Source organism: Streptococcus sanguinis, from assembly GCF_020729765.1.
In the GTDB taxonomy this organism is placed as follows: domain Bacteria; phylum Bacillota; class Bacilli; order Lactobacillales; family Streptococcaceae; genus Streptococcus; species Streptococcus sanguinis_Q.
Map to the genome: position 1 here is coordinate 42839 of NZ_JAJEPD010000048.1, position 24126 is coordinate 66964.

The following is a 24126-nucleotide window of genomic DNA, read 5'->3' on the forward strand; positions in this document are numbered from 1 at the left end:
TAGTTTGAATTGTCAGACCTTTCAGTCATCCCTTTTTCTTTCAAAATAAAGACTTTTCCGGTATAATATTAGTCAAAGATAGTCAATGTTAGAGAAGCAAGGAAAGAAGAGATTTATTCTGAAATTCTCAACTGGAAAGGGAAGTCATGGGTGCAAAAAACACATCGGACAGTATTGAAGCATATATCAAGTCTATTCTGGCTCAGGCTGGCATGGTTGAACTGAAACGCAGTGAACTGGCTGATGTTTTTCAGGTGGTTCCCAGCCAGATTAACTATGTGATAAAGACTCGTTTTACGGAAAGTCGGGGCTATACCGTCGAGAGCAAGCGTGGCGGTGGCGGCTATATTCGAATTGGAAAGATTGAATTTTCCGACCAGCATCAGATGCTTTGCGGCCTGTACGACAGTGTGGGAGAGCGTGTCAGCCAGCAGGTTTTCACAGATGTTATTCAGCTTCTTTTTGATGAGAAGATTATGACTGAACGTGAGGGCAATTTAATCTTATCAACGGCTTCGGACTCGATTTTGGGTGATGGAGCTGCGGTTATTCGTGCCCGGATATTAAAAAGGATTTTGCAACAACTAGACAGAAAAGGAATGGAATCATAAATGAAATACTCAAAAGTCTTAATAGAAAGCTTGGAAGCAGCCCAGCTCTTGGCCGGCCATTTTACGACAGATTATCTGGAATCATGGCATCTGCTGATTGCTCTGGCTAATAATCCCTACAGCGTTGCTGGCTCAGTTCTCAATGAGTTTCCTGTGGAAGTTGATGGATTTGAAGAAGCGGCTTTTCAGATTACTGGTCAGGCTTATCAGAAAGACGGTCACTTCGAGCTGCTGCCTTTTTCTTATCGCTTAGAGGAGTTGTTTGAGGAGGCGGGGCAGATTGCAGAAGCTGTTCGGGCTAAGCATGTAGGTACTGAGCATGTGCTGCTGGCCATGCTATTTGACCGGGGTACCTTGGCCTCTCGTATTCTGGAATTTACCGGCTTTAGCTACGAGGACAAAGAGCAGGGGCCGAAAATCAGTGATTTGCGAAAGGTCTTGGAGCAGCGAGCTGGCTGGGGCAAGGAAGATATCAAGGCTATTCGCAGTCTGAATAAGGGAGTAATGGCCGCTAAGCAGACCATGGCCAATATGATGGGTATGCCAGCTTCTACCAGCGGGGGGCTAGAAGACTACACTCGAGATTTGACGGAGCTGGCTAGAGATGGCCGATTGGAGCCCGTCATTGGCCGCGATCAAGAAATTTCACGAATAGTTCAGATTCTCAGTCGCAAGACTAAAAACAATCCAGTGCTGGTTGGCGATGCTGGGGTTGGTAAGACAGCTCTGGCTTTAGGACTGGCTCAGCGTGTAGCGGCTGGTCAGGTTCCGGCTGAACTTGCTAAGATGCGGGTTTTGGAGCTGGACTTGATGAATGTAGTTGCTGGCACTCGCTTTCGCGGAGACTTCGAGGAGCGGATGAACAACATCATCAATGACATTGAAGAAGATGGTCATGTCATTCTCTTCATCGATGAGCTGCATACTATCATGGGATCTGGCAGCGGTATTGACTCGACCTTGGATGCGGCCAATATTCTGAAACCGGCTCTGGCTCGCGGCACTCTGCGGACAGTTGGTGCTACGACGCAGGAAGAGTATCAGAAACATATTGAAAAAGATGCGGCTCTTTCTCGGCGTTTTGCCAAGGTCAGCATAGAAGAGCCAAATATGGCTGACAGCATTGTTATTTTACAAGGTCTGAGAAAGAGCTATGAGGACCATCACAAGGTGCAGATTAGTGATCAGGCGATTGAGACGGCGGTGAAATATGCCCATCGCTATCTGACTAGCAAGCATCTGCCAGACTCTGCCATTGATCTTTTGGACGAAGCCAGTGCAACAGTGCAGAATAGAGGACCGCAAAATTACGAGCAGTCGGATTTGACGCCAGTGGATCAAGCCTTGATGGCAGCGGACTTTAAAAAGGTTTCACAACTGCTTGAGCAAGAGCAGCAACCCAAGCTCTATAAACTGAAAGTGGAAGAAGACGATGTTTTGGCTACTCTGAGTGGCTTGTCTGGTATTCCAGTGCAGAAGCTGACTCAGACAGATGCGAAGAAATACCTCAATTTGGAAACAGAACTGCATAAACGCGTGATTGGGCAGGACGAGGCGATTTCAGCTATCAGCCGAGCCATCCGACGGAACCAGTCTGGTATCCGCAGCAGCAAGCGGCCGATTGGCTCCTTTATGTTCCTAGGTCCGACAGGAGTCGGAAAAACAGAGCTAGCCAAGGCCTTGGCTGAAAGTCTCTTTGATGACGAATCTGCTCTCATCCGCTTTGATATGAGTGAGTACATGGAGAAATTCGCGGCTAGCCGCCTCAATGGAGCGCCTCCAGGCTATGTAGGCTATGAAGAAGGAGGGGAGCTGACGGAGAAGGTACGCAACCGACCTTATTCTGTCCTGCTCTTTGACGAGGTGGAAAAGGCGCATCCGGATATTTTCAATGTCCTCCTCCAGGTCTTGGATGATGGTCAGCTGACGGACAGCAAGGGTCGCAAGGTGGACTTCTCCAACACGATTATTATCATGACCAGCAATCTGGGGGCAACTAGTTTGCGGGATGATAAGACGGTGGGCTTTGGAGCGCGGGATATTCGCTTGGACCATGCCAATATGGAAAAACGGATGCTGGAAGAGCTTAAGAAAGCTTATCGACCAGAGTTTATCAACCGTATCGACGAAAAGGTAGTTTTCCACAGCTTATCTGCAGAAGATATGCAGGAAGTGGTCAAGGTTATGGTCAAACCGCTCATTGCCAGTCTTACTGAGAAGGGAATTGAGCTGAAGTTCCAGGCTAGTGCCCTTAAGCTGCTGGCTCAGGAAGGCTACGATGTGGAAATGGGGGCACGGCCATTGCGCCGCACTCTGCAGACCCAGGTAGAGGACAAACTATCTGAACTCCTCTTGACAGGAGATTTGATGACGGGTCAAACTCTTAAGGTCGGGGTCAAGGCTGGCCAACTCAAGTTCGAAGTGGCCTAGAAAGTGCAGTCTTTTAATGGAAAGTTGAGTGCTCGCGGTTAATCCCTGATAGCAATCATACCTATAGATACCGAACAGTTATTTCATCATTCAATGAAACTGGGAAATTGAAGGATTGGAGGCTGAGATGTCGTTTTTTAAAGATTTGTTTGCTGGCAAGAAAGCCAAATTGAAAACACCAGAAGAGCGCAAGGCGGCTAGTATCCAGCGTTTGAAAAAGGAAGGTATTCCTTACATCGAGCATTTGCCAGTTATCGAAGGTGCTGAGCAGGTGCGACCGCGCTCGCTAGAAGAAATTGCGCGTCGAGCTATTACCAGCCTCTTGATTATTCAGGCGGCCTTGGATATCGAAAATAATAATTATAATGAGGAGAGCCGCCATTGGCTGCAGGATAAACTGCAGCAATACGGGGTGCAGGAAGAGTTGACGCCCAAAGAAAGGGCAGTCTTGGAAGATTGTGCCGACTCGGCAGCTATTATTAATATGGTTTGGAAATATGAGGCCTATTGGTCCCTGATTTGGTACTTGGGTCTAGTAGATGCTTTGCCGTTTCCAGATAAGATTTGTGATTGTGATGCTGCTATTGATGCAGTCGCTAGTGCGGTTGACTTTCAGGAATTTCTGGGTAAATGCCAACCGCGCAGCTTAGAAGAATTACTGGATGAAGATGATTTGATTTATCGTTATCATTGGGCCTGTGTTGATGCTCGGATTCATGACCAGCCAGCACCGGCAAGCCTTGATGAAAGTGTTGTTCTGGAGAGACGGTCTGGCCTTGACTGGCTACTGGGGCTGAATACGGCCCAAGACTGGGATGCTGTTGAGCTGCATACCTAGTCCAACTTCTCTTGATTCACTCAATTAGAAAAGGAGGTACCTTTGTCCGCTCGTAAAATGGCTAAAATTGCCATCCTATCGGCTTTATGTGTGGCCTTTCGCTATGCATTTTCCTTTCTGCCCAATGTGCAGCCTATCTCAGCTATCTTTTTCCTGATTGTTATCTTTGAGGATTTGCCGACTTCACTCCTGGTCATGGCTGTGACGATGTTTACATCAGCTTTTCTTTTGGGGATGAGCCCAATCGTCCTCTTTCAGTTGCTGTCCTTTGGACTGATTCTTTGCCTTTGGCGGCTGCTCTATCCTAGGTTAAATCTAGTGGGACAGGGAATAACAGCAGCTCTCCTATCCTTTGGCTATGGCATTGCCATCGATACACTGACAGCCTTGCTGTACAACTATCACTGGTGGTCTTATGCGATTATCAACGCTTTGACTTTCAATATAGCGCACGGACTGTCGACCTTGTTTTTTTACCCACTCTTGTACCCTATTTTAAGGAGGCTCTATAATGAAAAAAATCTTTAGTTTGCTCACACTTGCTTTTGCCCTTCTCCTTGTTGGTTGCGGCAGCAGCCAGACAAATACTGACAAGAGCTCTAGCTCTGCTGATTCTTCTGTCAAAAAGGAACTGAGAATCAGCATCAGTATTGCACCAGAAGGTCAGGAGAAGAGCGAGAAAACGGTGGCTGTTGAAGAAGGAAAGACAGCTATGGATGCTTTGAAGAAGGCCTATAAGGTCGAAGAAAAAGATGGTTTTATCACTTCGATTGACGGTCATGCTCAAGATGAAACAAAGGGCCTCTACTGGATGTTTAAAGTCAACGGAGAAATGGCTCCTAAGGCAACCAATCAAATCACTGTCAAGGATGGAGACAAGCTGGAATTCTACCAAGAAGTCTATCAGCAATAAATCTTTTATAAAAAGAATCTGATGCTTAAGACATTAGGTTCTTTTTTTGCGCTTAATACAGTTTTAAAGTGTCTGAAAAATATTTTTATAAAATTTTATAAAAAACTATTGACAAAAGAAAAATATAGTTTATAATAAAATCATAGAAATAATAAAATATAAAAAACAATAAAAAGGTTAAACGTATGAAAGAAAAAATTGCAATCGTCTTTGGAACATTTGCTCCCTTGCATCAGGGGCATATCGACTTGATACAGAAGGCTAAGCGTTCTTACGATAAGGTGCGCGTGGTGGTTTCAGGCTATCAGGGAGACCGTGGGCAGGAAGTGGGTCTGTCTCTGCAGAAGCGATTCCGCTATACGCGGGAGACTTTCGCAGATGATGAGTTAACACAGGTTTATAAGCTAGATGAAACTTCCTTTCCCCGATATCCTCTGGGTTGGGACAAGTGGCTGTCAGCTCTATTAGAGTTGGTGAGCTATGATGCAGAACGGGAGGAACTGATTTTCTTTGTTGGTGAGGCTGACTATCAGGAAGAGTTAGAAAAGCGCGACTTCAAAACTTCCTTGCAGGAGCGACAGTTTGGGATTTCAGCTACGATGATTCGGGAAAATCCTAGTCGTTATTGGAAATATATCGCCCAACCTTTCCGCCGTCACTTTACTAAGAAAGTGCTGATTATGGGTAGCGCCAGCAATGGTAAAACGACCTTGGCCAAGGATTTGGCTCGCTTTTATGATGCTCCAGTTAGTCTGGAATATGCTCGAGAATACCAGATTCAAAATAATGTGCGAGACGATGAGCTGACCCCTAAAGACTACTATTATCTGCTCTTAGGACAATATGCTCAGACTTCTCGCTTGATTGACAGCAGCGCCAACCGTGGTCTGGTCGTGGCTGATACAAATTCACTGGTAACTAAGGCTTACTATGATTACTATCTGAAAGAAAGTCCGGTTCAGGATGAAGAGACAGATACCTTTGACAATCTCTTTGCCAGCATCTTGTCCAAGGAAAAATGGGATTTGATTCTCTTTGCTGAGCCGGTCGGGGCCTATGTTAACGATGGCTTTCGTGATATGAGTATGGCAGACGAGGCTATCCGCAGTGATTTTTCAAGCCATCTAAAAAGGCTGAAAGAGCAGTGCTTGGCTCATATTCCGACGGTCTATCTGGCTGGCAGTTATTTGGACAATTATCAGGCGGCCAAAGAAGCGATCGACATGATTTATCAAGCGGATTAAAAAAGAAAGTGGTAAAATAGAATGGTAGTAAAAAATCAAAAACTCTCTCCTGCAGCTCTCTATGCAGGACTGAAACAAAAATCTCAGACCTTTGTTCAGAATTTCCGCAATGTCTGTGCGGCAGCTAAAAAGCAGGGTATAAAAGGGGTCGCGAAATTGTTCTGGCAGGATTTATTTGGCGGGCGCAGCTTGCCTCAATGGCTCTACTTGCTTGCTCTTTCCAGTCTGCCTTTCATTCTGGAGTTCACCAGTGGTCAGGAGCAGCATGACTGGCTGGGACTCTTTGCTTCTTGGACAGGCATCGTCTGCGTTATTCTAGTGGCCGAGGGGCGGGCCAGCAATTACCTCTTTGGAGCGGTTAATTCGGCAATTTACCTCCTATTATCTTTTCAGGCTAGCTTCTATGGAGAAGTGCTGACTACGGTCTACTTCTTTATCATGCAGCCAATCGGCCTTTATACTTGGCTGTCCAATCGGGTCAATGAACAAGATAAGGAAGGGCCATCTCATTTCGAAGCTAAGAAGTTAGACTGGCGTGGCTGGCTTAAATATTTGGCCTTGACGGCTTTGATTTGGATTGGTATGGGCTTAGCCTATAAGAGCATTCACAGTCACCGGCCTTTCCGTGATAGTGTGACAGACGCGACCAATGGTATTGGTCAGCTTCTCATGACTGGTCTCTACCGCGAGCAGTGGATTTTCTGGATTGCGACCAATCTCTTCAGTATCTATCTCTGGTGGGGTAGCAATCTCCATATCCAGGCCATGTACTGGGTCTATACCCTCAATAGTATCGTCGGATGGTATCAGTGGACCAAGGCGGTGAAGAAAGCTTAGACCAAGGCTTGAGATTTTTGATAGAAAAAGATAGCTTAGGAAAGGACGAAAAATTCATGACCAAACAGGATATCCCATCGGGAATGTCGGAAAAAGAGTATTACGAAACCATGGCGGATGAGTCCGCCTTTTTGGCATGGTACAAGACACAGGATTTACCCAAGTATGAGACGCCTAGCGTAACAGCAGATATGGTGGCTTACTGTTTTGTGGAAGGCCAGATAAAACTCTTGGTCATCAAGCGCAAGGCCCACCCTTATCAGAATAAATATGCTTTAGTCGGAGGCTTTGTAGACAAGCATGAAGATGCTTATCAGGCCTGCATTCGGGAAGTCAAGGAAGAGGTGGGGCTGGAGATACCGCTGGAAAAGGTGGAGCAGCTGATGACGGTATCTACTCCTGGGCGTGATCCGCGAGGTTGGGTCATCACTATTGCCCATCTGGTCTATCTGCCGGCCATAGCAGTAGATCAAGTACAAGCTGGCGATGATGCCAAGGAAGTCACCTTTCTTGATGTAGACTTTAAGACAAGGAGTTTTAGAGACGGTGAGCGGCTCCTGGCAGCAGAGGACTTTGCCTTTGACCACTACCAAATCCTGCTGGAATCTATCAAGCGGATTCAGGGGCGACTGGACTGGAATCCAACTTTTCTCCATTTGCTAGAATCACCGTTTACTGTTTATGAAGGGACTGAGTTGGTCAATCTCATCACGCCTAGACGACCTATTGTCAGCAATAATTTTCTAGTGAAATTTGGAGAATACCTAGAGGAGGCTGGTGTTAAGCGCGTGCCAAAGAAGAAGCCGAGAAAAGTGTATCGGCTGAAGGCAGAAAAACCAGATTAAAAGAAAGCCGATCATATATTTCTCTGCAGGACAAATTTGTCCTGTTTTTTCGTTTTTAATTACGAATAGATAAGTAGAAGCAAGTTTCTCATGACAAAAGAAACAGATTAAGAAATAGAACTTCGCTTGAGTAAAAAATTTTTTAAGAATTTTGCATAAATGATTGACATAGTAAAATTACAGTGTTACAATAATGTTACAAAAAGATTTCTAAATATTACAAGGAGACAAAAGATGAAAACACGTACTTATACAAAAATGATGGCAGCTGCAGTTCTGGCTTCTAGTTTGCTTTTAGGGGCATGTGGTAAGAAAGAAGAAAGTGCAACAAGTGCTAGTTCTAGCAAGACTGTTCAAGCTTCTTCTAGCTCAAAAGTTGCGTCATCCAGCAAGGCCAGCGCTTCTCCTAAGGCTAGCAATAGCGCTTCTTCAGAAGGAGCAGTTAGCCAGCCTGGACAAGCCCAAGCTCCTGCCAGTCAGCAACAGTCTACTGTAGAAGCGCCTCAAGCCCAACAACCGCAGCCGCAGCAAGCTTCAGGTCGACAAAACACTCAGAATCAAGCAACTCAACCATCCCAAGCGCCTGAAAGCAATCGCCAGCTTCAGAATAAACAGGCAGCTAGCAATGCTCGCTATAAAGGTGTCTTGACAATGGTGGATGGGGATTTCTCAGCCGCTGCTGGTACTTGGAAAGATGCCAATGGAAATACTGTGACCGTATCAGGTAATGGTCAATTCACAGTCCAGTCTGCAGATGGAAAGACAGATAATTATTCCATTGCTTCCTACTCTTATACACTGGATGATGGCAAATACAATGCGCAGTTAAGCGGGCAAGGCAATGCCAATCTGCAGATTACAACAGGAGCGGATGGTTCAGTAACAAGCGTTGTGGTGACCCAACCCTAAACAGAACAAAAAAGGAAGTCCAATTGGCTTCCTTTTGGTTTTATTTTTGAATTTGTAAGAGTTCTTCAATTTCAGCCAGACTTTCAGCTTGTGAAATAGCACCGCGGAGCTTGGCTGCTCCGGCAGTACCACGCAAATAATGCGGAGCTAGACCACGGAATTCGCGGATGGCCACATATTCTCCTTTGAGATTTACCAAGCGGGAGAGGTGGTCGTGGGCGATTTTCATCTTGTCCTCAAAGCTGAGGTCTGGAAGAACTTCGCCGGTTTCAAAGTAGTGGTTAATTTGGTTAAAGAGGTAGGGATTTCCCATAGCTGCTCGACCTACCATGACGGCATCGGCACCGACTTCCTCGATACGCTGTTTAGCGTCTTGGACGCTGCGGATATCACCGTTAGCGATGAAAGGAATCTTAGTCAGAGCATGGGCTACGTCGTGCAAGGTCTCAAGGTCAGCATGACCAGTATACATTTGCTCACGGGTCCGCCCGTGCATAGCTAGGGCTGAGACTCCAGCAGCTTCAGCTGCCAGAGCATTTTCTACAGCCAGTGAGCTGTCAGACCAGCCAGTCCGCATCTTAACTGTCAGGGGAATATCTAGCACTGACTGGACCTTGTTGATGATTTTATAGATTTTCTCAGGGTCCTTGAGCCATTTAGCTCCGGCTTCGTTTTTAACGATTTTATTGACCGGGCAGCCCATATTGATATCGACAATATCTGCCTTGGTATTTTCTTGGATAAATTCTGCTGCGCGAGCCAAACTGTCCTCGTCGCTACCGAAAAGCTGGATAGAAACGGGATTTTCTCCCTCATCAATATGGAGCATGTGAAGGGTTTTTTCGTTGTTATACTGGATGCCTTTGTCAGAGACCATTTCCATCACGACCAGGCCTGCTCCCAGCTCTTTGGCAATGGTCCGAAAAGCAGAGTTGGTTACGCCGGCCATAGGCGCCAGAACTGTGCGGTTGGGAATTTCAACATTCCCAATCATAAAAGGGGTATTAAGATTTGTCACGAATCAGTTCCTCCAGGTCGTTTTGGTCAAAGTGATAGGCTGTCTGGCAGAATTGGCAGACGATTTCAGCTCCTTGGTCTTGGTCACGCATCTCTTCTAAGTCAGCCTTTGGCAGGGTAGCCAAGGCATTCATGAAGCGCTCTTTGCTACAGTCGCACTGGAAGCGGATTTTCTCTTCAGACAGGCGTTTGTATGGGTCATCACCATAGATGGCAGCCAGCAGAGCTTCGATATGGTCATCGGATTCCAGCAGTCTTGAGATAGCAGGCATTTCTTGGATTCGCTTCTCAAAGCGGGCAATTTCAGCTTCTTTGGCACCAGGCAGAACTTGTACCAAGAAGCCGCCAGCGACCTTGACTTTATCATTCTCATCCAAGAGAACATTGAGACCAACTGCGGAAGGTGTTTGCTGGCTTTCGGTTAGGTAGAAAGCTAGGTCTTCGCCGATTTCTCCAGAGATGAGAGGAGTCATGGAGTTGTAAGGATTGCCAGTACCGTAGTCCGTGATGACGAGGAATTCGCCTTGGCCAACAAAAGGACCAACTAGAACCTCACCGGTGGCAGTCTTTTTGATATCTACACCGGGATTTTGTACATAGCCTTTGACATTGCCCTCGGTATCTGCCACTGTGATAATTGCGCCTAGTGAGCTGGTCCCGAGGACCTTGACGGTAATCTTGGTCTGGCCTTTTTCATTTGCAGCTAAAATTTGACTGGCAATCAGTGTGCGGCCAAGTGCAACGGTAGAGCTTGCTTGAGTTTGATGTTTTTCTTGAGCGGTCCGAACCGTCTCTGTGCTATCCAGCACATAAGCACGGAAAGAACCATTTTCTGAGATAGTTTTGATAATTTTGTCCATACCATTTATTTTAACATAAAATAGAAAAACAAGCGCGAGGCTGCGCTTGTTTTTTGGGGTTAGGAAGCGTTTTAAGAGCAAAAATAGTATAATAAAGCAAAGGAGGCTAGTATGAACCAATCTTTGAAAGCGGCAGTCTATGGTCTAGCAGTAGCTGATGCATTAGGAGTTCCGTATGAATTCTTGACCCGTGGCAGTTTTAAAGCAGTTGAGATGGTGGGTTATGGCAGCCATCAGCAACCTGCTGGAACTTGGTCAGATGATACTAGCCTTGTTTTGGAGACCTGTGATTCTATTAGGGGAAAAGGTAAGATTGACCCTGTCGATATGCAGCAGCGGTTTAAAAATTGGCTCTTTGAGGGAGCTTACACACCAGATGGTTTGACCTTCGATGTAGGAAATGCGACTCGCGAAGCTTTGACAAGAGGACACGGTCTATCTGATGAATATTCCAACGGGAATGGTTCTTTGATGCGGATTCTGCCCCTAGCTTTTACGGCAGCTGGTCCGTCTGATATTGAAGCTGTTTCCAGTATTACTCATGCCCATGCGACTTCCGTGGAGGCCTGCCTGCTTTATGTGGATATTGCTCGTAGGCTCTTAAAAGGCCAGCAACTACCGGAAATACTATCAGGCTTAGAGACTAGTACGACCTATGCTCGTTTGCAAACTTTAGAAGATCTGACCGAAGATGACATTCGCTCTACTGGCTATGTGGTGGATACCTTGGAAGCAGCACTGTGGTGTCTGCTGACTAGCACTTCTTATCCGGAAACTGTCCTGAAAGCTGTTAATTTGGGCGATGACACTGATACAGTAGCAGCAGTTGCTGGCGGCTTGGCTGGTATCATCTATGGTTTGGAAGGGATTCCTGATAACTGGTTAGCCCAGCTGCGGCATAAAGAATTGTTGGAAAGCTGCTTGTTTTAAAGGGATAATCGGAAGACAGGACTGTATTGATCATTTAAAAAGTAAAACTGTAAAAGAGCCATCTAGGCTCTTTTGCTTATTCTGTAGTTAATTCTTTCTGGGCTTCCTTGCCTTGGTCCAACAGGGCTTGGATAATCTTTTGATCACGCAGTTTGACAGAGTTGTTGATGGTCTCTGCAGATTGGATAACAGTGGCTTCTAGCAGAGCGCGTTTTTCTCGTCCTTTATCAATGGCTTCGATAATGCCTTGATTTTGTGCGACGAGGCTTTCTGCCAGCTTAGTGACAGATTCAACAGCGATAGTAGGGCTTTGGGAAATCCGCTCCAGTTGAGGAATGACTTCCTTGCTCGTTTCGGCGAGCATTTGCAGGGCAGCGTTATTCGCATTAGAGATAGCGTCAGCTACCTGACCAGACTTCATCGATTGCTGGAGAATGCCTAACTGGGCGATAGACAGTTTCATAGTTGGAATGGTATTTCGACGGAGCATTCCAAGTTTTTGGCGCATATCAGAGGAAACCTTGACCAGATTACGCATTTGAGGGGTAGTTGCCCAAGCCACATAGAGACGGCTGACATATTCAGTATGTTGCTGCTCTAAGGTATTGACCACCTCTGTCATTCGGGCTAATTCTTGCGATTTTACTTGGTAGTCAACAGTTGTCATATCTAGCTGAGCAACTTCAGCCTGCAGTTTGAGCGCTCGATTGCCAGATTCTTGCTGAGCAGCTTCGATAAAGGAAATAACTCCAACTAGGTTTTCAATCGATTTGGTATTATCCTCGATCAGCATTTCAGCAGAAACAATATTGCGAGCCAGAACATCTTCTTGTTTGACGACTGTTGCAGCCATGCCGTCCATTTTCTGCTCAATATTTTGTGAGTCAAAATAGAATTCTTGAAGGGTATTTTTGCTTTGTTTGAAGAGTTTTTCCAAGAAATTAGGCTTTTTGTCCAGTTCTGCTACTTGAGCATCCTTATATTTTGCGACAAAGCCATTGAGTTCCTTGTTGGTATTTTTTAAAAGCTCATCCACCTGAGGAATTTGTAATTTTTTCTGCTCGGCTAAGATACGATTGACAGTACCGTTGACCTCTTCTACAGCAGATTGACCAAAGTCCAGCAAGGCATTTTGGTCTGATACGAAATTATCCACCAGCTGTGGAGCTTTAGCCGTAATAGCACTCTGTTGCTCAGGAGTCAGTTTTTCCAGAAAAGTTAGCTGGCCATTTTCTTGAGTCGTATTGGCTTCGATGATTTCTGTTGTTTTGTCGCTTTTGCTGATGGCATTGTTAGCAATTTTATCAATGTCAAAATTAAATTCTTGGCTCATAGTTTCTCCTTTGGTTTATCTAGCTTAAAAGCCGGTGTCTGTGTGCTTTTCTTTATCTAAGATACGCAGGCTAATGTCAAAGTCCCTCAAATCAGCTTCATTTAACTGGCGCAGCGCTTCGTCTAGGTCCAAGTCAAACTGCTTGATGGCTGCTTTGGCCTTGGCTAGCCGCTCCTCTGCATTGTAAAAATCTTTGGGAGAAGCTTTGATTTTGAGGTAGCCTTCTAAAATATCTTCGTAGTGCTCCATCTGGGACTGATGAATGGCAGTCAGCTCTTCCTTATTGTTGCTTTCGGATTGGGAGATTTTTTGAAGAATGGCCTCATGGTCAATCTGAATATTGCGAACCGTAGCGACCAATTCTGGGGCTAGCTCTTCTAGACTAGTTTTCTTAGGCTGCGCTTCTTTTCGTTTTTTCTCTCGTTCAATCTTTTTCAGTTGTTCATCGATTTCATCGGCGACAGTACGAATTTTAGTCTGGATTCGCTGATAGACAGAAGTGGGAATTTCTCCACGTAGATCGTTAGCAGCATTTTTGATATAGGTTAGCTGGGGAAGAATTTCTAAGGCTAAATTCTGATAGCTTTCTTGGTCCCCATCTTCTTGGTAGCCTTCCAATTCTTTAATGCGGCGGTCAGCATGACCAATTTCTGATTTCAGATCTTCAATACGGCCAATGCTGGCTTGCTTTGCTTCAATCCGAACTTTTTTCTGGCTTTGGTGGCGATAGATTCCGTAGCCAATAGCTCCCAGAATAGCTATGGGAATTAGATAGCTGGCTACAGCTCCAGAACCAAATACAAATACAAGTATCCAAATCCAGCTAAACCATTCTGGTTGCTGGTTAGAATCATCCTTTTTTCTCGACATGGACTTTGCTCTTTCTTCTCAATGTGATATCTCTATTTTAACATAAAAGCTGGTTTTTGAAGGATAAAGATTGAAATGATTTTATATATTGAGACCATTTTTTATATTTGCTTAATTCAAAAAGACATTTGATTCCTATCAATAAAGCAAGCGTCATTTCTAAAACGAAAGTTTCTTCGTTTCTCTCAAGTATTCAAACAAAAATCGCAGGGCATACCCTGCGATTCGTGTTTTATCAATCCATTTCTGGGAAAAGTTTGGCCAGTATTTTAGGTGTGATGCTTTGTCCCGGTCCCTCAGCACAATAGGTATGCATATACATAGAGGGGTTGAAGTTGAGCTCGATGCAGGTGCAGTTGGGATTTTCCTTGGTAGAAATAGCAGAGCTGTCAGGGATGATGAGATCAACGCCACAAGCCCAGGCTCCCATAGCCTTTGCCATGTCCGCAGCGAGTTCCTTATAAGACGGGTGCATACTTTCAGTCACATCAATCGAGTCTCCGCCAGTAGAAATGTTGGAATTGCGCCGCAAGTCAACCTTGACTCCAGCAGGTAGGATATCATCTGGTCCATAACCTTGCTGGTCCAGCATGAGGAGTTCAATGTCCCCCAGTTCAATGATTTCGAGCGGTGAACGATGGTCTCGCCCGCGCAGCGGATTGTCATTTTTGATGGCAACCAATTCTCTCACGGTATGCTGACCATCTCCGACGACATTGGCTGCTACTCGCAAGAGGACTGCCTCACACTGACCGTCTAAGACAAAGAAGCGGTACTCTGTTCCAGCGATAAATTCTTCGACTAAGACAGCTGCGTCTTCTGAAAAAGCGATCTCCAAAGCCTTGCGATAAGCTTCCAGACTAGCTGGTTCTTGGAAGATAGAGATGCCCAGTCCGAAGTTGGTTGACTTAGGTTTGATAACAATTTGTCGCTCCTTAATCAAAGGGTAATAGGCTAGTCCATCCTCTAGGGAAGAAAATTCTGCTCCAGCCGGAACGGGAAAGTCAGCTGCAGCCAAAATCTTTTTGGTGACTGTTTTATTGGCCATGGCCAGAGGGATGACATAGTTATCCTTGGAGGTCATGTTTCCGTTCTTGACATACTCCACATGGTGACCGTGCCAAAGCTTGAGAAATTGGTCATTTTCATCTAAGATGTCGACATTCAGCCCCTTTTGAATAGCATCAAAGAGCAGCATCTGGGTGGACAGTTCCATATTTTCGTAGCCTTTGAGGGCATAAGGAGCAGTCCAAGCATAGCGGTGATATTCCTCTGCTTTGTCTAGTCCAAAGGCCATTAAGGAATCCTGCTGGATATGAGGTAGGAGCTGGCCAGATAGGGTTAGCTGAGGATTTAGTAGTACCTCTTTAAGCTGATCAAGCAAGTTTTGGTAGTATGTCGGCAGTTCAAAATGCTGGATGAGCTCTTCCATGGCTTGGAGCGGTGCTGAGCTGTCTGCCTCATCTGGCAGGGCAGTTAGCGGGTGGCTACAAGCAATCTTTTGGTTCAAGTCGTGGGCAGCTTTTAATACTGCATCAACATTTTCTACATCATCTAGCCAGAGCAGGCTCAGTAAAAAGAGATGGACGGTGTCTAAGGTTTCCTGGCTAATGCCTAAATGGTCAAAAGGATTGAGGTCAAAGCAGCGGAATTCCAGATAAGTGATGCCTTGCTCCAGATAGGCACGATTGTGCTTCTGTCCACGGAAGCGAACGGCTGAGTAAAATTCCTTTTCAGCGCTGAGCTCGCCTGACTGAACGTAGTTTTCAATATCAGTTACATATTGCTCCAAAGAAGCGTAGGACACCTGAATATTCTCGTCATTGACATAACCATAGTCGCTGTTACGAAAAGAGCGGATAGGCTGGGGAATGTCCTGAATGTAGAAGCCAGCTTCTGCCAAAGGGGCTGCCCCGTAGAGATAGGTTAAAATCCAGCGGAAGCGCAGAAAGTTTCGAGCCAGCTTGAGATAGAGGTCATTTTTAAAGTCCTTGAGTGAATGGTAGGAGCTGACTTGAAAGAGAGAAGTGACCAGATCTTTTCCTAGCTCCATATTGTAGTGGATGCCAGAGATAGCCTGTAGTTTTTTGCCATATTTTTTCGCTAAGCCCTCTCGGTAGTGGCGCTCATAGTCGTTTTCCAGATGGGCGATGGCAATCTCTTCTTCCGTCAGCTGTGGTGGCATGGACAGAGGCCAGAGGCGTTCATTCTGGTCAATCGAGCGGCCAGCCACATCGCTGATAGCTCCCAGTAAGCGTCGTGCTTCCTTAGTCGAGTGAGCGATAGGTGTAATTAGTTCCAGTTGTTGCTCGCTGAAGTCTGTTTGGATGGTTGGGTGGAAATTGCGGGAACCCAGCTGACTCGGATGAGCAGTTTGAGCTAAGTGTCCATCAGTTGTCACCCGTAGATTTTCCCTCTCCAGACCAAAGGTCGCTTGGAGAATGGGGCTTGCTGTATCCAGTTTCTGCAGTAATTGATTAATCGTCATCGTTTCACCGTCCTATGATAGTAATTTTAGTCTATTACAAACAGAAAAAGAAAACAAATTTTCGCTACGATTTTACAAAAATTCCGAACTTTTATTTTTAATAAACTAATAAATTTCAGAAAATACAGATTTTGTGAAAATTTAATTCGTTTTCAAAAGGGAAAAAGCAAATTAAGAATGGATCCCACCTTGAAAAATTGTTAAATTTTTCATATAATGAGGTATAAAACATAATCGCAGGTGAGATTCCTGCCTGCTTTTCAAGAAAGGAAGAGCTGCTTCAGCTCAGACAAAATTATGACATCAGTAGTTGTTGTAGGAACCCAGTGGGGAGATGAAGGAAAAGGGAAGATTACAGACTTCCTTTCAGCCAATGCCGAAGTGATTGCCCGCTATCAGGGTGGTGACAATGCCGGACACACTATCGTGATTGACGGCAAGAAGTACAAGCTGCACCTGATTCCGTCAGGGATTTTCTTTCCAGAAAAAATCTCTGTCATTGGAAATGGAATGGTGGTCAATCCCAAATCTCTGGTCAAAGAATTGAACTACCTGCATGAAGAGGGTGTGACGACGGATAACCTTCGTATCTCTGATCGAGCGCATGTCATCTTGCCTTACCATATCGAGCTGGATCGCCTGCAGGAAGAAGCAAAAGGTGACAATAAAATCGGGACGACAATCAAGGGAATCGGTCCTGCCTATATGGACAAGGCTGCTCGTGTCGGTATCCGCATTGCTGACCTTTTGGATAAAGATATTTTCAGAGAGCGCTTGGAGCGGAATCTAGCTGAGAAAAACCGCCTCTTTGAGAAATTGTACGATAGTACAGCAATCAGCTTTGATGATATTTTTGAAGAATACTATGAATATGGACAGCAAATCAAGCAGTATGTGACCGATACCTCTGTTATCCTCAACGATGCCCTGGATCAAGGCAAGCGAGTGCTCTTTGAAGGGGCTCAAGGGGTTATGCTGGATATTGACCAAGGGACTTATCCATTTGTAACTTCTTCTAATCCAGTTGCAGGGGGAGTCACCATCGGTTCCGGTGTTGGTCCGAGCAAGATTGACAAGGTAGTTGGTGTCTGCAAGGCCTACACCAGTCGGGTCGGAGATGGACCATTCCCAACAGAGCTTTTCGATGAAGTAGGTGACCGCATTCGTGATATCGGCCATGAATATGGCACTACCACTGGCCGTCCGCGTCGGGTAGGCTGGTTTGACTCGGTTGTTATGCGCCATAGCCGCCGTGTCTCAGGGATTACCAATCTTTCGCTTAACTCCATCGATGTTTTGAGCGGTCTGGATACAGTGAAAATCTGTGTAGCCTATGACTTGGATGGTCAGCGCATTGACCATTACCCAGCTAGTCTGGAACAGCTCAAGCGTTGCAAGCCGATTTACGAAGAGCTGCCAGGCTGGTCAGAGGACATCACAGGTGTTCGCAGTCTGGAAGACTTGCCAGAAAATGCCCGCAACTATGTTCGCCGAGTGAGTGAGTTGGTTGGTGTTCGTATTTCTACCTTCTCAGTCGGTCCTGGCCGCGAGCAGACAAACATCTTGGAAAGCGTCTGGTCAAATTTATAAAAAAGTCAGCACAAGGAAATTGCTTCTTGTGCTTTTTTGTAAGAAAATTTCATATTAAGACTCATTTAAGATATATATTTTATACTAACAGCATAAACAAAGACCTCCTAACTTTGTTTAAAAATCCTAAACTTTTTTCATAATAATCTCCTGAAAGTCACCCTAGTGGTGGCTTTTACTTTTTCTGAGAAGTGCGGCAGGCTTGTGGTATAATGGGATAGACGACTACAGATTTAGAAAGACAATGATGAATTATACGATTGAAGAAAAAGAAGCATTTATGCGGGAAGCTTTGAAGGAGGCGGAGATTGCCCTAGCTTATGATGAAATTCCCATCGGCTGTGTCTTGGTTAAAGAGGGAAAGATTATCGGCCGCGGTCACAATGCACGTGAGGAGCTGCAGCGGGCTGTTATGCATGCGGAAATAATGGCTATCGAAGAGGCGAATCGGCACGAAAATAGCTGGCGCTTGCTTGATACAACGCTTTTTGTGACCATTGAGCCGTGTGTCATGTGCAGCGGAGCGATCGGTCTAGCGCGCATTCCTCACGTTGTCTATGGAGCAGCAAATCAGAAATTTGGAGCAGCTGGCAGCCTTTATGATATTTTGACAGATGAGCGTCTGAATCATCGAGTAGAAGTGGAGACAGGTGTTCTCCAAGAAGAGTGCGCTCAAATTATGCAGGAATTTTTCAGACAGAGAAGGAAAAAATAAAATTAGCCAAAATCAAAAGTTTGTGTTATACTAATTAGTGGAGCAACAGTTTTGCGTGAAGCGGGTCAGGGGAGGAATCCAGCAGCCCTAAGCGAAGTAAGCTGTGTGCTCTTTTCTATTGCTCTTAACGAATCAACTCCGAAGGAGGAAGATGAGTTTAGAGACATTGACGCAGTTGAATTTACATGCTGGTCTTTTTTATTTTTAGTAAAACGTTATAAAGAATTTATTCGGAAGAAATGGCAATAGCTAACCCTGTTTTCATAAGATAAATGCAAACGATTGCTCTCAGTCATGTCCTAGGATTAGCTTATTTAGAAAAATAGTATATAATAAAAAATGTAAACGTTTTAAAATAGTAAAAGCACTTGCTTATTTTTTCTTAAAGCGTTATCATAAAAGAAAAGAACAATTGGAGGATAAACATGACACATATTAAATTTGACTACTCAAAGGTATTAGATAAATTTGTAGCACCACATGAACTAGATTATATGCAGCCTCAAGTGACTGCAGCAGATTCTGCTCTGCGAAATGGTACAGGTCCTGGGGCAGAAATGACTGGCTGGTTGAACTTGCCTGAAGAATATGACAAAGATGAATTTGCTCGTATTCAAAAGGCTGCTGCTAAAATCCAATCTGATAGTGAGGTATTGATCGTAATCGGTATTGGTGGTTCCTATTTAGGAGCTCGTGCAGCTATTGATTTCTTGAATAATTCATTTGTAAACTTGCAAAGCAAAGAAGAACGCGAGGCACCTCAGATCCTCTATGCTGGAAACTCTATCTCTTCAAGCTATTTGGCTGATTTGGTAGACTATGTATCAGACAAAGATTTCTCTGTCAATGTTATTTCTAAGTCAGGAACAACAACAGAGCCTGCTATTGCTTTCCGTGTCTTCAAAGAACTCTTGGTTAAGAAGTATGGTCAGGAAGAAGCAAATAAACGGATTTATGCAACTACAGACCGCGCTAAAGGTGCAGTTAAGGTTGAAGCAGATGCTAATGGCTGGGATACTTTTGTAGTGCCTGATAGTGTAGGTGGTCGTTTTACAGTATTGACAGCAGTGGGACTCTTGCCAATCGCAGCTGCAGGGGCTGATATCAGCAAGTTGATGGAAGGAGCAAATGCTGCTCGCAAGGCTTATGCTTCTGATAAGTTGGCTGAAAATGAAGCATATCAATATGCAGTTGTACGCAATATCTTGTACCGTAAAGGTTATCTGACAGAAGTTCTAGCTAACTACGAACCATCTTTGCAATACTTCTCAGAATGGTGGAAGCAATTGGCTGGTGAGTCAGAAGGTAAAGACCAAAAAGGTATCTACCCAACTTCAGCCAACTTCTCAACAGACCTGCACTCTTTGGGGCAATTTATTCAAGAAGGAACTCGTATCCTCTTTGAAACAGTTATTCGTGTAGATAAGCCTCGCAAAAATGTGTTGATTCCTGAATTAGCAGAAGACTTGGATGGCCTTGGCTATCTGCAAGGAAAAGATGTTGACTTTGTCAATAAGAAAGCAACAGATGGAGTGCTGTTAGCTCACACAGACGGCGGAGTGCCAAATATGTTTGTGACCCTGCCTGAGCAAGATGAGTTCACTTTGGGCTATACTATTTACTTCTTTGAGTTAGCTATTGCTCTTTCTGGCTACCTGAATGGTATCAATCCATTTGACCAGCCAGGAGTTGAGGCTTATAAGAAAAACATGTTTGCTCTTCTTGGGAAACCAGGCTTTGAAGAGCTGGGTGCTGAGTTGAATGCACGCCTTTGATTCTCATATGCTTTGAGTTCATTTAGAATATAAAAAGATCCACAAGTTCATTTCTTGTGGATTTTTTAGTACAAGCCTCTTAATTAGTTTATTATTTTTTTGAACAGTGAAAAAAAGAGTGTCTTAATTCTTTTATGAAAGCGCTGTATAATTGCCTTGTAAATAAAATTTGAGAGGTATCAAAATGAATGATTGGTTAGACATTAAAGGCAAAACAGTTCTTGTGACGGGTGCGTCATCTGGGATCGGTAAGGCAATCGTCGAAGAATTGTTGGAATTAGGAGTCAATGTAGCGAATTTTGATCTTAGCGACAACGATTTGCGTCACCCGAATCTATTATTTGTAAAAGTTGATGTAACTTCTCGCTCTGAAGTAGAAGAGGGTGTTGCCAAAATAGTTGAAAGATTTGGCAATATTGATGCGGTAGTCAACAATGCGGGGATTAATGTCCCTAGATTATTAATCGATGCAGAAAATCCTAAAGGTCCTTACGAGTTGGACGATGAGACGTTCGAAAAAGTAACAATGATTAATCAAAAAGGTTTGTATCTGGTTAGTCAGGCAGTAGGACGTATTTTAGTGAAAAATGGGAAAGGTGTAATTGTGAACATGGCTTCAGAAGCAGGCTTGGAAGGTTCTGAAGGACAAAGTGCCTATGCTGCAACGAAAGCGGCAGTCTATAGTTATACTCGTTCATGGGCGAAAGAGCTTGGGAAACATGGTGTACGTGTGGTTGGAATTGCTCCAGGAATTATGGAAGCTACGGGTCTTCGAACTCTTTCTTACGAGGAAGCTCTTGCTTATACCCGTGGAAAGACGGTAGAAGATATTCGAGCTGGTTATGCTTCAACTTCAACGACTCCATTGGGACGGAGTGGGAAACTACGGGAAGTAGCTGATCTTGTAGCGTTCTATATTTCAGACCGTTCTAGCTATATAACAGGTGTCACTACAAATATTGCCGGAGGTAAAACTCGCGGTTAAAACAATGAAGGTAGGGAAGAGAGTTGACCTTAGTAAATCGGTGGTATAATATTTTAGATAAAATGGTCTCGCAGCCAACTTATTCCTTGGTAGATATGCGCTCAGAACTGGATATTAGCTTGCAAACCTTGCAAAAGAGTATCCAACAATTAAATGATGTTTTGGCTCCTAATATCCAGATTATCGCACAAGATGATCAGTTAATGTTAGAAGTGTATGACTATACAGAGTTGGAAAGGATTTTATCTGGTAGTTTAAAACAGGAGAGTGACTTCAATTCTTCCAGTAAAAGAATTGCCTATTTGCTAAAACGTTTAATTGAGTCAACCTCCCCTCTTCTTATTGACGACTTGGCTGAGGAAGTAGGTGTTAGTAGAAGTACCCTTAATAAGGATTTAAAACAAGTAAAATCTTTGGCAGAGAGTTACTCTATCACTATTTCAGGAAAGCCCAACCGTGGGCTGGAGGTCTTGGGGAGCGAGCTGAATTTGCGCTTGCTCTATATTCACCAAGTGGCTCCTTACTTTGAAGGAAGGACACTCACTGAGGCAACATCTTCTTTTCTGGAGACGCTAGTCCAGGACTATAAAATCCCTAAAGAAACACAGGAACTCCTTCGAAAGACCATTTCAATTATGGTGGAGCGTATTCATACATCTAGAGTGTTGAATTGTCCTATTCCTTACTATAGGAATGATTTAACAGAGACACCTTTAGCTGAGAAATTAATCTATCATATTGAAATGACTTATAAGATTTCCCTCAGTCAGTTTGAGATAGACTTTTTGTGTTTTCCGTTTAATGTCCGTTTTATTGACACTTTAAGCAAGACATCTTATCAATCTGAACAGCTTGCAAAGATTTTTCAAGGGATTGTCAAGAAAGTCAAAGAAACAATGTTGGTTCACTTTGATGATGAAGAATTATTTGAAGAAATCAAATCTCATCTAGGCCCCTTAATCAATCGACTGATTTTCCATGTGCAAGCTAATGATATATTTCATGGCGAGGTTCAAACTCAATATCCTTTTGCTTTTGAAATGGCAAAAATAGCTGGAGAAGAACTATCTGCAATTTTTGGTTCTGAATTGGAATTATCTGAAATCGGATATCTGGCTTTGTATTTTGAAATGATTTTAAGAAAGCAAAATTCTGCTGTAAAGGGTTCTCGCAAGCAKATAGCTGTAGTTTGCACAACAGGAAGAGGAACTGCTACGATGATTATTCAGCAACTCAGACGAGTCCTTGGAAATGATGTAGACATTACTCAGTATTCTGAAGAGGATTTTAATGTGGATTTGAATCAGGACTATTTCGCGATTTTTACGACAGTTCCTCTAAAATATAAAGATTCTAAATCTCCAGTCATTCAAGTTAATCATCTTTTTGATGATCAATGGCTGCAGGAAGAATGGCAGAGGGCCAATGCTTTTCATCAAAAAAATCTAGAAACAGTCAGCTTACGTTTTCTTCGGTTGAGCCCCCAAAAAACCTATCAGCAATACTTGCTAAATATGGTTGCAGAGTTAGAGAAACTTCAGATGATTGATGAAGGTTTTAGAAATCGGATAATTGATAGGGAGAAAAAGCAATCAACCATTTTTGGTGGAGGAATTGCCTTCCCCCATACAATTAACCAGGGTTATGCAAAGACTATTTTAATGTTCGGAAAACTAGAAGAGCCTTATCAAAAAGGAGATGAATGGATTGAATTTATCTTTCTAGTCGCCATACCCTCAGAAATTGAAAGAAAAATGGAAAGTGAATTGCTGGAATTGTATGACGATATTTTTCGAATTGCAGGAGAGCCTTCTCTAAAAGAAGCATTGAGGGCTGTAGAAACAGAGACAGAGTTTCTATCATTTTCTAAGAGCAAAGGAGTATTTTAATGAATTCACTAATAATTTTCGCTGTGTTTGTCATGGCAGCTTATATATTTCAAATGTTCCTCGGCTGGCAGCAACTCAAAGACTTCAATAAGACCTATACGATGCTCCGAAAACTGGGGCGCGTAGCGATTGGCAGGAAGTCCGGAAGAATAAAATCCGGTACGATTGTCATGTTCGCGGTTGATGAAAACGGTCGGGTTCTTAAAGCTAGCAAAATGCAAGGAGTAACAATCTTAGCGCGTTTTCAAAATATGGATGATTATGTCGGAGAAGACATCCATTATTTTGACAAGTATAATCCTCTTGTGAGAAAAGAAAATAAGTTGATGCAATCAGTCATAGAAGATGCTAGAAAAGTCTATCTTTGGCATGAGGCAGGTATTGAGAAAGAGACAAGTTCTTCTGATTCTTTTCTGGGATTCGGCTTTTATACGAATTACTTACAATTATCTATTAAACAGTTATTTAAAAAAAATAAGAAAAGGAGTTCCTTATGAATCACATTACAAAATTTGCAGAGAGTTTTATGAAACTCTTCCAATTAGGTGGAGAAACCTTTATTAGCTGGATGACAAATATTGTACCGCTTGTCTTAATGCTATTGATTGCAATGAATACCCTTATCGCTTTCTTGGGAGAAGAAAAGGTCAATTCCTTGGCTAAGATTTCTGCCAAAAATCCTGTTAGCCGTTATATGATTTTACCTTTCATTTCAGCCTTTATGCTGGGGAATCCGATGGCGATCAGTATGGGACGCTTCTTGCCAGAATATTATAAACCTAGTTTTGTAGCAGCTCAGATGCAGTTCTGCCATACTTCAAACGGGGTATTCCCGCATATCAATCCTGGGGAATTGTTTGTATGGATGGGAATTGCAACAGGAATTCAAACTTTAGGTTTAAGTCAAATGGACTTAGCCATTCGTTACATGCTTGTTGGGCTTGTCATGAACTTTGTAGGCGGTTGGGTAACCGATTTTACAACTGCTTATGTAGCAAAACAGCAAGGTGTTACCTTGAGTAAAACATTTGATTGATAGAAAGAGTG

General features: G+C 43.8%; 22 protein-coding genes and 1 other RNA gene. 18 read left to right on the forward strand and 5 right to left on the reverse strand.

The window, feature by feature from the left end; genetic code table 11:
• Positions 1 to 146 precede the first annotated feature (146 nt).
• The 9 genes from K4H96_RS06730 to K4H96_RS06770 all read left to right on the forward strand — a co-directional run bounded on the left by K4H96_RS06730 (position 147) and on the right by K4H96_RS06770 (position 8627).
• Positions 147 to 611, forward strand: coding sequence for a CtsR family transcriptional regulator (locus K4H96_RS06730; protein WP_223337763.1), 465 nt, complete (start codon positions 147 to 149; stop codon positions 609 to 611).
• Positions 612 to 3041 carry an ATP-dependent Clp protease ATP-binding subunit gene (locus K4H96_RS06735; protein WP_223337762.1) on the forward strand — a complete coding sequence of 810 codons (2430 nt, stop codon included), beginning with the start codon at positions 612 to 614 and terminating at the stop codon, positions 3039 to 3041. It abuts the gene before it with no gap.
• Between the two features lie 127 nt (positions 3042 to 3168).
• On the forward strand, positions 3169 to 3879 hold the full coding sequence (locus K4H96_RS06740) for a DUF4272 domain-containing protein (RefSeq protein WP_002908547.1): 711 nt from the start codon (positions 3169 to 3171) through the stop codon (positions 3877 to 3879).
• Positions 3880 to 3921: 42 nt separating this feature from the next.
• Positions 3922 to 4407 carry a hypothetical protein gene (locus K4H96_RS06745; protein WP_002908549.1) on the forward strand — a complete coding sequence of 162 codons (486 nt, stop codon included), beginning with the start codon at positions 3922 to 3924 and terminating at the stop codon, positions 4405 to 4407.
• Entirely contained in the window at positions 4391 to 4792 is a 402-nt protein-coding gene (locus tag K4H96_RS06750; protein WP_223337759.1) for a DUF4430 domain-containing protein, read from the forward strand. Before K4H96_RS06745 ends, K4H96_RS06750 begins: the two co-directional genes overlap by 17 nt.
• Before the next feature lie 185 nt (positions 4793 to 4977).
• Positions 4978 to 6036, forward strand: coding sequence for an AAA family ATPase (locus K4H96_RS06755; RefSeq protein WP_223337758.1), 1059 nt, complete (start codon positions 4978 to 4980; stop codon positions 6034 to 6036).
• A 21-nt stretch (positions 6037 to 6057) separates the two neighbouring features.
• Positions 6058 to 6873 carry a nicotinamide riboside transporter PnuC gene (pnuC, locus tag K4H96_RS06760; protein ID WP_223337756.1) on the forward strand — a complete coding sequence of 272 codons (816 nt, stop codon included), beginning with the start codon at positions 6058 to 6060 and terminating at the stop codon, positions 6871 to 6873.
• A 56-nt stretch (positions 6874 to 6929) separates the two neighbouring features.
• Positions 6930 to 7718 (forward strand): NUDIX domain-containing protein, encoded by a 789-nt coding sequence (locus tag K4H96_RS06765; protein WP_061592444.1) that lies wholly within the window; start codon positions 6930 to 6932, stop codon positions 7716 to 7718.
• Positions 7719 to 7877: 159 nt separating this feature from the next.
• A complete protein-coding gene (locus K4H96_RS06770) occupies positions 7878 to 8627 on the forward strand; it encodes a DUF6287 domain-containing protein (RefSeq protein ID WP_223337754.1) in 750 nt (249 codons plus the stop codon).
• A 40-nt stretch (positions 8628 to 8667) separates the two neighbouring features.
• Here K4H96_RS06770 and dusB read toward each other — a convergent pair whose 3' ends face one another.
• The gene (gene dusB / locus K4H96_RS06775; protein WP_223337753.1) at positions 8668 to 9645 is read right to left on the reverse strand and encodes a tRNA dihydrouridine synthase DusB; all 978 of its coding nucleotides are present in this window, start codon (positions 9643 to 9645) and stop codon (positions 8668 to 8670) included.
• On the reverse strand, positions 9632 to 10504 hold the full coding sequence (gene hslO / locus K4H96_RS06780; RefSeq protein ID WP_317628009.1) for an Hsp33 family molecular chaperone HslO: 873 nt from the start codon (positions 10502 to 10504) through the stop codon (positions 9632 to 9634). The genes dusB and hslO overlap by 14 nt, the downstream gene beginning before the upstream one ends.
• A gap of 111 nt (positions 10505 to 10615) precedes the next feature.
• Between hslO and K4H96_RS06785 the strand changes: the two genes are divergently transcribed.
• Positions 10616 to 11434, forward strand: a complete 819-nt coding sequence (locus K4H96_RS06785; RefSeq protein WP_223337750.1) for an ADP-ribosylglycohydrolase family protein — start codon at positions 10616 to 10618, stop codon at positions 11432 to 11434.
• A 76-nt stretch (positions 11435 to 11510) separates the two neighbouring features.
• Here K4H96_RS06785 and K4H96_RS06790 read toward each other — a convergent pair whose 3' ends face one another.
• From K4H96_RS06790 to gshAB, 3 genes are all read right to left on the reverse strand, one after another.
• Positions 11511 to 12767, reverse strand: a complete 1257-nt coding sequence (locus K4H96_RS06790) for a toxic anion resistance protein (protein WP_002907849.1) — start codon at positions 12765 to 12767, stop codon at positions 11511 to 11513.
• A gap of 24 nt (positions 12768 to 12791) precedes the next feature.
• Positions 12792 to 13637, reverse strand: coding sequence for a hypothetical protein (locus K4H96_RS06795; protein ID WP_223337749.1), 846 nt, complete (start codon positions 13635 to 13637; stop codon positions 12792 to 12794).
• 235 nt (positions 13638 to 13872) lie between these two features.
• A complete protein-coding gene (gene gshAB, locus K4H96_RS06800) occupies positions 13873 to 16125 on the reverse strand; it encodes a bifunctional glutamate--cysteine ligase GshA/glutathione synthetase GshB (protein ID WP_002902097.1) in 2253 nt (750 codons plus the stop codon).
• 297 nt (positions 16126 to 16422) lie between these two features.
• Here gshAB and K4H96_RS06805 point away from each other — a divergent pair, with 297 nt between their 5' ends.
• From K4H96_RS06805 to srlA, 8 genes are all read left to right on the forward strand, one after another.
• Positions 16423 to 17715: an adenylosuccinate synthase gene (locus K4H96_RS06805; protein ID WP_002899212.1), complete on the forward strand. Its 1293-nt coding sequence runs from the start codon at positions 16423 to 16425 to the stop codon at positions 17713 to 17715.
• 244 nt (positions 17716 to 17959) lie between these two features.
• A complete protein-coding gene (gene tadA, locus K4H96_RS06810; protein WP_002902098.1) occupies positions 17960 to 18430 on the forward strand; it encodes a tRNA adenosine(34) deaminase TadA in 471 nt (156 codons plus the stop codon).
• Between the two features lie 28 nt (positions 18431 to 18458).
• An RNA gene (gene ffs, locus K4H96_RS06815) (signal recognition particle sRNA small type) lies at positions 18459 to 18557 on the forward strand.
• A 298-nt stretch (positions 18558 to 18855) separates the two neighbouring features.
• Entirely contained in the window at positions 18856 to 20205 is a 1350-nt protein-coding gene (locus tag K4H96_RS06820; protein ID WP_002902099.1) for a glucose-6-phosphate isomerase, read from the forward strand.
• Between the two features lie 184 nt (positions 20206 to 20389).
• Complete coding sequence (locus K4H96_RS06825) at positions 20390 to 21190, forward strand: SDR family oxidoreductase (RefSeq protein WP_002902100.1); 801 nt, start codon at positions 20390 to 20392, stop codon at positions 21188 to 21190.
• A 62-nt stretch (positions 21191 to 21252) separates the two neighbouring features.
• On the forward strand, positions 21253 to 23079 hold the full coding sequence (locus tag K4H96_RS06830) for a BglG family transcription antiterminator (RefSeq protein WP_227956431.1): 1827 nt from the start codon (positions 21253 to 21255) through the stop codon (positions 23077 to 23079).
• Complete coding sequence (locus K4H96_RS06835) at positions 23079 to 23576, forward strand: transcriptional regulator GutM (RefSeq protein WP_002902102.1); 498 nt, start codon at positions 23079 to 23081, stop codon at positions 23574 to 23576. Before K4H96_RS06830 ends, K4H96_RS06835 begins: the two co-directional genes overlap by 1 nt.
• Entirely contained in the window at positions 23573 to 24115 is a 543-nt protein-coding gene (gene srlA, locus K4H96_RS06840) for a PTS glucitol/sorbitol transporter subunit IIC (RefSeq protein WP_002902103.1), read from the forward strand. Before K4H96_RS06835 ends, srlA begins: the two co-directional genes overlap by 4 nt.
• Positions 24116 to 24126: the final 11 nt, after the last annotated feature.

Bases quoted from the DNA above. Each gene is read 5' to 3' on its own strand.
- K4H96_RS06730 (WP_223337763.1), top strand. From the start codon at position 147: ATGGGTGCAAAAAACACATCGGACAGTATTGAAGCATATATCAAGTCT.
- K4H96_RS06735 (WP_223337762.1), top strand. From the start codon at position 612: ATGAAATACTCAAAAGTCTTAATAGAAAGCTTGGAAGCAGCCCAGCTC.
- K4H96_RS06740 (WP_002908547.1), top strand. From the start codon at position 3,169: ATGTCGTTTTTTAAAGATTTGTTTGCTGGCAAGAAAGCCAAATTGAAA.
- K4H96_RS06750 (WP_223337759.1), top strand. From the start codon at position 4,391: ATGAAAAAAATCTTTAGTTTGCTCACACTTGCTTTTGCCCTTCTCCTT.
- K4H96_RS06755 (WP_223337758.1), top strand. From the start codon at position 4,978: ATGAAAGAAAAAATTGCAATCGTCTTTGGAACATTTGCTCCCTTGCAT.
- pnuC (WP_223337756.1), top strand. From the start codon at position 6,058: ATGGTAGTAAAAAATCAAAAACTCTCTCCTGCAGCTCTCTATGCAGGA.
- K4H96_RS06765 (WP_061592444.1), top strand. From the start codon at position 6,930: ATGACCAAACAGGATATCCCATCGGGAATGTCGGAAAAAGAGTATTAC.
- K4H96_RS06770 (WP_223337754.1), top strand. From the start codon at position 7,878: ATGATTGACATAGTAAAATTACAGTGTTACAATAATGTTACAAAAAGA.
- hslO (WP_317628009.1), bottom strand. From the start codon at position 10,504: ATGGACAAAATTATCAAAACTATCTCAGAAAATGGTTCTTTCCGTGCT.
- K4H96_RS06785 (WP_223337750.1), top strand. From the start codon at position 10,616: ATGAACCAATCTTTGAAAGCGGCAGTCTATGGTCTAGCAGTAGCTGAT.
- K4H96_RS06790 (WP_002907849.1), bottom strand. From the start codon at position 12,767: ATGAGCCAAGAATTTAATTTTGACATTGATAAAATTGCTAACAATGCC.
- K4H96_RS06795 (WP_223337749.1), bottom strand. From the start codon at position 13,637: ATGTCGAGAAAAAAGGATGATTCTAACCAGCAACCAGAATGGTTTAGC.
- gshAB (WP_002902097.1), bottom strand. From the start codon at position 16,125: ATGACGATTAATCAATTACTGCAGAAACTGGATACAGCAAGCCCCATT.
- K4H96_RS06805 (WP_002899212.1), top strand. From the start codon at position 16,423: ATGACATCAGTAGTTGTTGTAGGAACCCAGTGGGGAGATGAAGGAAAA.
- tadA (WP_002902098.1), top strand. From the start codon at position 17,960: ATGATGAATTATACGATTGAAGAAAAAGAAGCATTTATGCGGGAAGCT.
- K4H96_RS06820 (WP_002902099.1), top strand. From the start codon at position 18,856: ATGACACATATTAAATTTGACTACTCAAAGGTATTAGATAAATTTGTA.
- K4H96_RS06825 (WP_002902100.1), top strand. From the start codon at position 20,390: ATGAATGATTGGTTAGACATTAAAGGCAAAACAGTTCTTGTGACGGGT.
- K4H96_RS06835 (WP_002902102.1), top strand. From the start codon at position 23,079: ATGAATTCACTAATAATTTTCGCTGTGTTTGTCATGGCAGCTTATATA.
- srlA (WP_002902103.1), top strand. From the start codon at position 23,573: ATGAATCACATTACAAAATTTGCAGAGAGTTTTATGAAACTCTTCCAA.